Raw genomic sequence first — 10,652 nt, 5'->3', positions numbered from 1 at the left:
GGCTCGGTTTTCAGCGATCCTGCATTCGCAGCCGGATCGCCCTTATCGGTACCGAACTCATAAAAGTTGTTGTAGTGCGTTCCGTCTTTATAAGGCGTGACAGCCTCATCCTTGACGTTGACTGCACCCCACTGGGTAGCAGCAAGCTTTTGATTGAACCAGGCAGGTGCATTGCCCGCTTCGACGCCGGCATACCGCGCAGCATCTTCGGCACTGGCCCAACGCGGCAGGCTGCTGAGAGCCAGACCGGCAGCGGTGGCTCCGAGCATCTGGCGACGAGAGAGGTAAATGGATTCAGACGTGACATCCGACTCATGACAGTCAGATGCTTTGGGGATTTTGATCAGCATGACAACTCCGCAGTTTGGAGGACAGATGCACCCATAGACTGCGGAGTATGAGGGAAATTACATCACTCGGCTTTTTTGTGCCGACGAAGATGCAACAGGTACTGCACCGGGCCGGAAGCTGCGTAGGCAAGGAACACCAGCAACAGAATGCGCGGTGGATCGCTGAACACCACGGCAAACACCAGCACCACGGCGAGGATCGCAACGAATGGCACCCGCCCTTTCAAGTCCAGCTCCTTGAAGCTGTTGTACTTGATGTTGCTGACCATCAGCATGCCGGCAGCCGCAACCATCAACGCCACCAGGAACGACATCTTCGAACCCTGGATGCCGTAATCGCTGAATGCCCAGACAATCCCCGCCACCACACCGGCAGCCGCCGGACTGGCCAGACCGATGAAGTAACGCTTGTCTGCCGTACCGACCTGAGTGTTGAAGCGCGCCAGACGCAACGCCGCACCGGCTACATAGATGAAGGCGACCATCCAGCCGACCTTGCCCATGTCGCCCAATGCCCAGCCAAATGCCAGCAGTGCCGGAGCCACACCGAAAGCGACCATGTCCGACAGCGAGTCGTACTCGGCGCCGAAGGCACTTTGGGTATTGGTCATGCGTGCTACACGACCGTCGAGGCCGTCGAGCACCATGGCGACGAAAATCGCGATGGCGGCGAACGCGAAATACTTGCTCGCGTTGGCAGAATCACCCGCACTCAGAGCAGCCTGAGCGCTCATCGAGTTGATGATGGAATAAAACCCTGCAAACAGATTCGCAGTGGTGAACAGATTCGGCAGCAGATAGATACCACGATGCCGGACTTTGCGGCCTTCAGCGTCATGCCCTTCTTCGATGTGTTCATCGATGGGCAGCAGGCTTTCGGCGTCAGAAGCCTTGTTCGGCTCTTCGGGACGTTCGCTCATGGACATTACCTTGCAACGGTTTGGAAAAATTCGACAGGTGTCTGGGACGACGGTTCGGCCACAAACGATGCAGCTTTATACCAGAACAGTCAGCCCAAACGAAAAAACGCGGCCGAGGCCGCGTTTTTCGTACAAGGGACGACGACTTAGTTTTTGGCTTTGTCGACGATCTTGTTGGCACCGATCCACGGCATCATGGAGCGCAGTTGCTCGCCGATGATTTCGATACCGTGAGCGGCGTTGTTACGACGCTTGGCAGTCATCGAAGGGTAGCCGGTTGCGCCTTCGCTGATGAACATTTTGGCGTATTCGCCGTCCTGAATACGTTTCAGGGCATTGCGCATGGCCTGACGGGATTCGGCGTTGATCACTTCCGGGCCAGTCACGTACTCGCCGTACTCGGCATTGTTGGAGATCGAGTAGTTCATGTTGGCGATACCGCCTTCGTACATGAGGTCAACGATCAGCTTCAGTTCGTGCAGGCACTCGAAGTAGGCCATTTCCGGCGCGTAGCCAGCTTCAACCAGCGTTTCGAAACCGGCTTTAACCAGTTCAACGGTACCGCCGCACAGTACGGCTTGTTCGCCGAACAGGTCAGTTTCAGTCTCGTCTTTGAAAGTGGTTTCGATGATGCCGGTACGACCGCCACCAACGCCTGCCGCGTAGGACAGAGCAACGTTTTTGGCGTTGCCCGAAGCGTCCTGGTAGATCGCGATCAGGTCAGGGATGCCGCCGCCTTTGACGAACTCGGAACGCACGGTGTGGCCCGGTGCTTTCGGCGCGATCATGATCACGTCGAGGTCGGCACGCGGAACAACCTGGTTGTAGTGAATCGCGAAGCCGTGGGAGAAGGCCAGGGTGGCGCCTTTCTTGATGTTCGGCTCGATTTCGTTCTTGTACAGGGCAGACTGGAACTCGTCCGGGGTCAGGATCATGACCAGGTCGGCAGCAGCTACAGCGGAAGCAACGTCGGTCACTTTCAGGCCGTGAGCTTCAGCTTTGGCAACGGTAGCCGAACCTTTACGCAGACCAACGGTAACGTCGACACCGGAGTCTTTCAGGTTGCACGCTTGAGCGTGGCCCTGGGAGCCGTAACCGATGATGGCAACTTTCTTACCCTGGATGATCGACAGATCGCAGTCTTTTTCGTAATAAACTTTCATGAAATTCCCCTATATATCCAGGCCGTTCAGGCCATTCGCTAATTTGGTTTAGATGCTGAGTACTTTGTCGCCGCGAGCAATGCCGGTCACGCCGCTACGGACGGTTTCCAGAATCGATGCGGTGCCGATGGACTGAATGAAGCTGTCGAGCTTGTCGCTGGTACCGGTCAATTGAACGGTATACACGCTGGCACTGACATCGACGATCTGTCCACGGTAAATATCGGTAGTGCGTTTGATCTCGGCGCGCTGGGCGCCAGTGGCCTTGACCTTGACCAGCATCAGTTCACGCTCGATGTGAGCACTCTCCGACAGGTCTACCAGCTTGACCACTTCGATCAGCTTGTTCAGGTTTTTGGTGATCTGCTCGATGACTTCATCGTGGCCGACGGTGGTCAGCGTCAGACGCGACAGGGTCGGGTCTTCGGTTGGAGCCACGGTCAGGCTTTCGATGTTGTAGTTGCGCTGCGAGAACAGGCCGACTACGCGAGACAAAGCGCCGGGTTCGTTTTCCAGAAGCAAGGAAATAATGTGCCGCATGATTAAGTACGCTCCGTCTTGCTCAGCCACATATCGCGCATGGAGCCGTCTTTGATCTGCATCGGATAGACGTGCTCGCTGGTATCGACCGAAATATCGATCACCACCAGACGATCTTTCATGGCGAACGCCTCTTCCATCTTCGACTTCAAATCTTTCGAATCGGTGATGCGCATGCCGACGTGACCATAGGCTTCAGCCAGTTTGACGAAGTCAGGCAGCGATTCCATGTAGGAATGCGAGTGACGGCTACCGTAGCTCATGTCCTGCCACTGACGAACCATCCCCAGAACACCGTTGTTCAGGATGACGATTTTCACCGGCAGACCATATTGCAGGCAGGTCGACAGTTCCTGGATGTTCATCTGAATGCTGCCTTCGCCGGTGACGCAGGCAACGTCGTCATCCGGGAAGCTCAACTTGATACCCATGGCCGCCGGAAAACCGAAGCCCATGGTGCCCAGGCCGCCGGAGTTGATCCAACGGTTCGGCTTGTTGAACGTGTAGTACTGCGCAGCGAACATCTGGTGCTGACCCACGTCGGAGGTCACAAAGGCGTCGCCCTTGGTCACTTCGCACAGGGTTTCGATCACGGTCTGCGGCTTGATTACGCTGCCGTCGCCCTTGTCGTAAGGGAACAGGCCGCGATCACCGCGCCATTCATCAACCTGCTTCCACCAACTGGCAACGGACTCCTTGTTCGGGGTCTCGCCGATTTCCTTGAGGATCGCGACCATTTCGGTCAGGACGCTTTCCACCGGACCAACGATAGGCACGTCGGCCTTGATGGTCTTGGAGATCGAAGCCGGGTCGATGTCGATGTGAATGATCTTGGCGTTCGGGCAGAACTTCGCCGGGCCGTTGATCACGCGGTCATCGAAACGAGCGCCAACTGCCAGGATCACGTCGGCATGGTGCATCGCCAGGTTGGCGGTGTAGCTGCCGTGCATGCCGAGCATGCCGATGAACTGACGGTCGGTGCCAGGGTAGGCACCCAAACCCATCAGGGTGTTGGTAACTGGCAGGTTAAGCATCTTCGCCAATTCGGTCAGCGGCGCGGAGCCACCACCCAAAATCACACCGCCGCCGGCGTACATCACCGGACGTTTGGCCGCCAGGAGCATTTCTGCTGCCTTGCGGATTTGCCCGGAGTGACCGCGAACGGCCGGGCTGTATGAACGTAGCTTGGCTTTCTTCGGGAAGATGTATTCGAACTTCTCGGCCGGGTTGGTCATGTCTTTCGGGATATCGACGACGACCGGGCCCGGACGACCGGATTGCGCCAGGTAGAAGGCTTTCTTCATGACTTCCGGGATTTCCGAAGCGTGCTTGATCATGAAGCTGTGCTTCACGATCGGCCGGGAGATACCGATCATGTCGGTTTCCTGGAACGCGTCGGTGCCGACCATGGTGCTTGGCACCTGACCGGAAATGATCACCATTGGAATCGAGTCCATATAGGCGGTTGCAATCCCGGTGATGGCGTTTGTGGCGCCAGGACCGGAAGTCACCAATACCACGCCGGCTTTACCGGTGGCACGGGCATAACCGTCAGCCATATGGGTTGCCGCTTGTTCGTGACGAACCAGGATGTGAGTCACTTCCGGTTCTTTGAACAGGGCATCGTAAACATGCAGGAGAGCACCACCCGGGTACCCGTAGATATATTTGACGCCTTCGTCACGCAAGAAGCGGACGAGCATCTCACCGCCAGATAAAAGCTCCACGTTGTTCACCTCTAAAACGCCAGAATACCGTCCACGAAAAAGCGGACGGGTCTTAATAGGTTTACTTCTCGGCAGAGCATGAGCGACGGTGGTCGCCGACTACGTCAGCACTGACTGAGCAAGTATTGGGATCGTCCCAAGTGTTGCGGGCCTTTCCCACCCAGCGCGAGGTAACGCGTTGCGGGTGTAACAGGTCGGCGCGGATATGCGCCTCATGATCTACCGAGTGGGTCTGCTTCTGGCAGTCCCTCTACAGCGGACTTTGGATTCTTCTGTTTCGCCCTCTCCAAGTCAAGTCGTCTATGTGGTTAATTGTGGGTAAGCACATGAGAACGCAAGAAAAAACCTGGAAACCGCTACTCTGTTAGCTTCAATTGCGCAATTTTGCCAAGGAATCAGCATGCGAACGCTCCTCCTTACCCTGCTGATCGGCCTCAGCCCCTGGTGCATGGCCGCTCAGATCTACAAATGGGTCGATGCTCAAGGCGTCACTCACTTTGATGCACAGCCGCCACCGGGCCAGCCGTCCACAACAGTGCAGACGCCCTCCTCGCCCCCGGTGAAGCCGGCAACACTGCCCGGCAGCGGCGCGCTGGGCGATCAGAAAGCCATCGACGACAAGGTCAAGAAACAGGTCGCCGATCAGCAAACGCAACTCAAGGCGTTTTGCGAACAGGCACGCACGAACCTTGCGCAATTGCAGAACAATCCGCGCTTGAGGGAGGAAGTCGAGGGGGAGTTGCGGCGACTGAGCGATGCGCAACGTCAGGAGCGCATCGCCGAAGCGCAGAAGCAGATTACCGAAAACTGCCAGTAGCGACTGGCAGCTCTCCGGTTAGCGCGAAGCGGTAATCAACAGATCAAACTCTTTGAGCAACACCTGCAACTGCCGATCCTTGCCCTGCAGATTACGCGGGGCGAAGACCATTTCTGCCATTTCCTGAATGCCCGAGGCGTTCGGCAGTGGCAGATCCTGTTCGAGGATCATCTTCATGCGTGGCAAGAAAATCCATTGCAGCCACTGCTCGAAGTCCAGAGTGTCGACCGAAAACGGCTCGACGCTGCTCAAGGCTTCGGCAGACGGTTGAACTTCATCCCACCAGCCTTGCGTGCGCAGTTCACGCTCGATCAGCAACAACTGATCGGCGATTTTCGGGAAACGAGTATCCATCACAGCGAAACCTTGGCCTTCTGACGGGCCTGGGCAGCGCCGGCGGAATCACCTTGTTTCTCACGGGACTGAGCGATGATTTCCCACAAGTTGGCCTGCAAGTCCGGACGACCGTTGGCCATGGTCAGCGCACGACGAGCGAACTGCTCGGCCTGCGGCGCGTCGCCTTGGGCCATGCGCACTTGCGCCAGGCGATAAAGCACTTGCGGCTCACGCGGGGCAACACGTTGCGCACGCTCCAGACTGGAAGACGCACCGTTGAGGTCGCCACCGGCCTGTTGCTGCTGCGCGGTGGTCAGCAAGGCGAGTACCGGACCGTCCAGTTGCTCGTCCGCCGACAGACCGCCGCTACTGCTGGCAGAAGGAATGCCGCTCGGCGTCGAAGGCATGCTGTAGCTGCCGGAATTGATCGGCGCCGATTCAACTGGCGACGGATTATACGGCCCCGAAGTGATGCCTCCGGACGCCGGGCCCGGAACAATCGGCGAAGAGCTGATTGGCGCTGAAGTTGTCGCGCCGCCACCCGGCACCATCACCACCACACCGGTATCACCTTGCGGGATGGCCTGGGTCTGGCCCTGTACCGGACGCTTGACTGTTGTTTGGCGGAAACCGCCATTGGCCGAAATACGTTCGCTGTTGGACACGGTGGTACCCGAATCCACTACCGGAATCGAACCACGCTGCACAGTAGAGCAGCCGCTGAGCAAAGCCACGGCGGTCACCGCTGGAATCAACCACTTGTTCACTTGAAACCCTCTTTGCTTAATTCATCCAGCCCTTGACCCAATCCATCACCGATTCGCCGGAGGCAGGGCTTTCGCCTGCACACGCAGCGCCGGGTGGCGGTTCGCTGCCGCGAATATACGGCATCTGCACCGCCCCCGGACAGTTGGCATCGGAGCCTTGTCCGGTACGCGAATCAACCCACGCCTGTACGATATTGTCCGGCTGCGGCATGTCTAGCGGCAGCGGATCGGCCTTGCGCATGAAACTGGTCCAGACCTGCAGCGCACCGGTTGCACCGGTGAACGGCGTCTTGCCGTTGTCATCGCGACCGAGCCACACCACCGCCAGCAGATCCTGACTGAAGCCGGCGAACCAGCTGTCACGGGAATCGTTACTGGTACCGGTCTTGCCCGCCAGCGTCAGGGTTTTCGGCAGCACGTTGTAAACCGAACTGCCGGTACCTTCGCGCATCACCCGCTGCATGGCGTTCTGAATCAGATAAATCGACGCTGGGTCGAAACGCTGCTGAATCTGGAACGGATAACGCTTGAGCGGCTCGCCCTCGGCGGTCAGTACGCTACGGATGCCGCGCATCGGCGTATTGAAACCACCGTTGGCCAGCGTCTGGTACATGGTTGCCACTTCGATCGGGGTCATGCCGCCAGCACCCAGCAACATCGATGGGTACGCAGGGAATTCACGTGTTACGCCCAGACGTGCGAGGGTCTTGAGGACATTCGGCACGCCGACTTCAAGCCCGAGACGCGAGGTCGACAGGTTGTAGGAATGCGCCAACCCCTGATAAAGGAACACGGTGCCGTGGGAGCGGCGATCATAGTTCTGTGGCTTCCAGACCTGACCGTCCGCGCCTTTGACCGACAACGGATCATCCGACAGCCAACTGGTCAGGGTGTATTTGCTCGGTTTCTCCAGCGCGGTCAGATAGACCGCCGGCTTGATCAACGAGCCGACCGGTCGCACCGCATCCAGTGCCCGGTTGAAGCCGGCAAAACTCGCCTGACGACTGCCGATCATGGCCTGGACTTCGCCGGTCTCCGGATTGGTCACGACCATCGCCGCTTCCACATCGTCGGAGCCTTTGCGCCCGGACAGACGCTTGAAGGTGTCGTTGACCGACGCTTCGGCCTTCATCTGCAGGATCGGATCGAAACTGGTGAAGATCCGCAGGCCTTCTTCGGTCAAGTCTTCATCGCGATAGTCTTCACGCAACTGACGTTTGACCAGATCGATGAAGCCCGGGAACGAGCTGTCGGCCAGCTTGCCGCGAGTGGTTACGCCCAGCGGCATTTTCTTCGCCGCTTCGACCTGTTCGGTCGTCGCCACGCCTTGCTGCTCAAGCACGTCGAGTACCAGATTACGACGCTCCAGCGCTCGCTCGGGGTTGCGGCGCGGGTTGTAGTAGGACGGCCCTTTGACCATGCCCACCAGCAACGCGACCTGATGCAGTTTCAGCTCGGACAATGGCTGCCCGAAGAAGAACTGACTCGCCAGACCGAAACCGTGGACTGCGCGCTGCCCGTCCTGACCGACGAAGACTTCGTTGAGGTAAGCCTCAAGGATGTCTTTCTTGTCGTAATGCAGTTCCAGCAACATCGCCATCATTGCTTCGGTGAGCTTGCGGCTCAGGCTGCGTTCGCTGGTCAGGTAGAAGTTTTTCACCAACTGCTGAGTCAGCGTACTGCCGCCCTGGGTCATCTTGCCGCCAGAGGTGTTGACCCAGATCGCGCGCGCAATCGACTTCGGTGACACGCCCCAGTGGCTATAGAAGTCGCGGTCTTCGACAGCGACCAGAGTGTCGAGCAGATACGGCGGCACCTGATCGATCTTGATCAGAATCCGGTCTTCAAGGTTTTTCGGGTAAATCCCGCCGATCAGCAACGGCTCCAGACGCACCACTGAAAGCTTCGAGCCATTGCTCGCAGAAAGCTCCGCGACGTAATCGCCAGAGAAGCGCACGCGCACCGGCTGAGGTTTTTCCAATCCTTCGTAGAACTGGAAGCCACGGGTATTCAGATCGACAGTGTTACCACTGACCGCCGCCGCGCCGGGGCCATTGCTCACGGCTTCGCGGCGATAGCCGAGGGCATCGAGTTCGGTGAGGAAGTCATCCTTGCTGAGCTTTTGTCCGACGAACAGCTCAAGCGGACGCGCGTATACCTTGGCCGGGATAGTCCAGCGCTTGCCGGAGAACTTCTCCTGCACCACGGCATCGAGGTAAACGGCGAAGCCGGCCAGCACCACAAGGCCGACCAGACTGAGTTTAATGGCCCAACCCAGCCATGGGCGCAGGCCCTTGGAAGGTGGTTTTTTCTTTGTGCGGGGAGATCGAGTACGAGTCATGGCGGCGGATTATACGCACTTTATTCATCCTCAACAGGAGCGCTCCGAGGTTTGCGTCAGGCTGGCGAGCGGCCATAATGACGCCCTCGAATTTTTCCAGACTCTGAAGGATCGCCCGTGAGCCAGTCCCTGATCGCTGCCCTGCAAAACCCGGCCCTCTATCCGCATCCCGTCGATGGGTTCCAGGTCATCGAAACCCATATCTCTTGGGTGATTCTCACCGGCCCCTTTGCTTATAAAGTGAAGAAACCAGTGAATTTCGGTTTCCTCGACTTCACCAGCCTCGACGCTCGCGAACATTTTTGCGGTGAAGAGCTGCGCCTGAACCAGCGTCTGACCGACGATTTGTATCTGGAAGTGTTGCCAGTAACCGGCAGCGTCGAAGCGCCGCAACTGGGTGGTGATGGTCCGGCCATCGAATACGTGCTGAAAATGCGTCAGTTCCCGCAAAGCGGCTTGCTCAGCACCCTGCAAGCCAACGGCGAGCTGACCACCACCCACATTGATGAAATGGCCGAGCAGATCGCCCACTTCCACCTCAGCGCGCCGAAAGTCCCGGCCGAACATGACGCCGGCACCCCGGACAGCGTGATGGCTCCGGTGAGCCAGAATTTCGAGCAGATTCTGCCGTTCCTCAGCGACAAGAACGATCTGCTGCAGCTGGAAGCCCTGAAAGCCTGGGCCGAAAGCAGCTTCGAACGCCTCAAACCGCTGTTCGCCCAACGTAAAGCAGAAGGTTTCACTCGCGAATGCCACGGTGACATCCACTTGGGCAACGCCACGCTGATCGACGGCAAAGTGGTGATTTTCGACTGCATCGAATTCAACGAGCCATTCCGCTTCACCGACGTCTGGGCTGACACCGGTTTCCTGGCGATGGACCTTGAAGACCGTGGCCTGAAATCCCTGGCTCGCCGTTTCATCAGCCAATACCTGGAGCTGACCGGCGACTATCAAGGCCTGGAAGTGCTGAACTTCTACAAAGCCTACCGTGCTCTGGTTCGCGCGAAGGTTGCACTGTTCAGCATGCCTGCCGACGCGACTCCAGTGCAGCGCGCCACTACCCTTCGCCAATACCGCAACTATGCGAACCTGGCGGAAAGCTACAGCACCATTCCTTCGCGCTTCATGGCGATCACTCACGGCGTTTCCGCCGTCGGCAAGAGCCACGTTGCCATGCGTCTGGTCGAAGCTCTGGGGGCGATTCGTCTGCGTTCCGATGTTGAACGCAAGCGTCTGTTCGGTGAACAAACCGTGGCCAACGATCCGCAGGCCGGCATTTACAGTGCCGACGCCAGCAGCGCGACCTACGCTCGCCTGCATGACATTGCCGAAGTGATTCTGCACGCCGGCTTCCCGGTGGTGATCGACGCGACTTATCTCAAGCGTGAGCAGCGTGACAGCGCTGCAAAAATCGCTGAAGCCACCGGCACGCCGTTCCTGATCCTCGACTGCAACGCGCCGCAAGCAGTCATCGAGAGCTGGCTGGCCCTGCGTCAGGCAGACAAAAAAGATCCGTCCGACGCCAACCTGGCCGTTATCGCCGCCCAACAAGCCAGCCGCGAAGCGCTGACGCCGGAAGAAATTCTGCGCAGCAAGCGCGTGCAGACTAATGAAAGCGGGACTCTGGACACTGTCGTCGCGCAAATCCGCCAGCGCCTGCCGGGTCTGTAAGAAACTATTTCGGCCGT

General features: G+C 58.2%; 10 protein-coding genes (1 of these 10 cut by a window edge). 2 read left to right on the top strand and 8 right to left on the bottom strand.

Going from position 1 to position 10,652, the window contains the following annotated elements; translation table 11 throughout:
• From msrP to ACTWLJ_RS11660, 5 genes are all read right to left on the bottom strand, one after another.
• Positions 1-350 carry the beginning of a protein-methionine-sulfoxide reductase catalytic subunit MsrP gene (msrP, locus tag ACTWLJ_RS11680; RefSeq protein ID WP_445180920.1) on the bottom strand. Its footprint begins 664 nt before the window's first position, so 350 of the gene's 1,014 nt are visible here — the first part of the coding sequence; the start codon lies at positions 348-350; its stop codon lies off the left edge, out of view.
• 62 nt (positions 351-412) lie between these two features.
• Positions 413-1,270, bottom strand: a complete 858-nt coding sequence (pssA, locus tag ACTWLJ_RS11675; RefSeq protein WP_016983477.1) for a CDP-diacylglycerol--serine O-phosphatidyltransferase — start codon at positions 1,268-1,270, stop codon at positions 413-415.
• Positions 1,271-1,416: 146 nt separating this feature from the next.
• Positions 1,417-2,433: a ketol-acid reductoisomerase gene (ilvC, locus tag ACTWLJ_RS11670; protein WP_007948647.1), complete on the bottom strand. Its 1,017-nt coding sequence runs from the start codon at positions 2,431-2,433 to the stop codon at positions 1,417-1,419.
• Between the two features lie 48 nt (positions 2,434-2,481).
• Entirely contained in the window at positions 2,482-2,973 is a 492-nt protein-coding gene (ilvN, locus tag ACTWLJ_RS11665) for an acetolactate synthase small subunit (RefSeq protein ID WP_003176102.1), read from the bottom strand.
• Positions 2,974-2,975: 2 nt separating this feature from the next.
• Complete coding sequence (locus ACTWLJ_RS11660; protein ID WP_445180919.1) at positions 2,976-4,700, bottom strand: acetolactate synthase 3 large subunit; 1,725 nt, start codon at positions 4,698-4,700, stop codon at positions 2,976-2,978.
• A gap of 400 nt (positions 4,701-5,100) precedes the next feature.
• Here ACTWLJ_RS11660 and ACTWLJ_RS11655 point away from each other — a divergent pair, with 400 nt between their 5' ends.
• On the top strand, positions 5,101-5,517 hold the full coding sequence (locus ACTWLJ_RS11655) for a DUF4124 domain-containing protein (protein WP_445180918.1): 417 nt from the start codon (positions 5,101-5,103) through the stop codon (positions 5,515-5,517).
• Between the two features lie 18 nt (positions 5,518-5,535).
• Here the strand turns inward: ACTWLJ_RS11655 and ACTWLJ_RS11650 are convergent, their stop codons facing one another.
• Genes ACTWLJ_RS11650 through mrcB form a run of 3 tightly spaced genes read right to left on the bottom strand, consistent with a single transcriptional unit; the run spans position 5,536 to position 8,961 of the window.
• Positions 5,536-5,871, bottom strand: a complete 336-nt coding sequence (locus ACTWLJ_RS11650; RefSeq protein ID WP_401217267.1) for a YqcC family protein — start codon at positions 5,869-5,871, stop codon at positions 5,536-5,538.
• Positions 5,871-6,620 carry a hypothetical protein gene (locus tag ACTWLJ_RS11645; RefSeq protein ID WP_445180917.1) on the bottom strand — a complete coding sequence of 250 codons (750 nt, stop codon included), beginning with the start codon at positions 6,618-6,620 and terminating at the stop codon, positions 5,871-5,873. Before ACTWLJ_RS11645 ends, ACTWLJ_RS11650 begins: the two co-directional genes overlap by 1 nt.
• 16 nt (positions 6,621-6,636) lie before the next feature.
• Positions 6,637-8,961, bottom strand: a complete 2,325-nt coding sequence (gene mrcB / locus ACTWLJ_RS11640) for a penicillin-binding protein 1B (RefSeq protein WP_445180916.1) — start codon at positions 8,959-8,961, stop codon at positions 6,637-6,639.
• Positions 8,962-9,078: 117 nt separating this feature from the next.
• Between mrcB and ACTWLJ_RS11635 the strand changes: the two genes are divergently transcribed.
• Complete coding sequence (locus tag ACTWLJ_RS11635) at positions 9,079-10,635, top strand: bifunctional aminoglycoside phosphotransferase/ATP-binding protein (RefSeq protein ID WP_445180915.1); 1,557 nt, start codon at positions 9,079-9,081, stop codon at positions 10,633-10,635.
• The last annotated feature ends 17 nt before the right edge of the window (positions 10,636-10,652 follow it).

Source organism: Pseudomonas sp. McL0111, from assembly GCF_052567255.1.
The sequence above is the reverse complement of the archived record's forward strand: the minus strand, read 5'-3'. Positions and strand labels throughout refer to the sequence as shown.